At 61.9% G+C, this 244-nt stretch carries 1 rRNA gene; it reads right to left on the bottom strand.

What is annotated here, in order from left to right:
* Positions 1 to 244: ribosomal RNA gene (locus ACY9Z2_RS19310) — 23S ribosomal RNA — on the bottom strand; the annotation flags it as partial.

Raw genomic sequence — 244 nt, 5'->3', positions numbered from 1 at the left:
CCTAGAGGCTTTTCTCGGAGGCATGGCTTCAGGAACTTCGCTCTGAACGAGCTCGGACTCCCGTCTCAGGCTCGATGCTCCGCGGATTTCCCTACGGAGCGCCCTACGCGGTTACCCCAGGACGACCAGCGCCTGGGTTTCCCTAGCCTACCCCGTCCCCCCTTCGGTGATAGCGGTGGGTACGTGGTACCGGAATATCAACCGGTTATCCATCGCCTACGCCTTTCGGCCTCGGCTTAGGTCC

The organism is Virgibacillus sp. GM2-2 (assembly GCF_055329585.1).
Note: the sequence above shows the minus strand (reverse complement) of the source record. Positions and strands in the feature narration are given on the sequence as shown.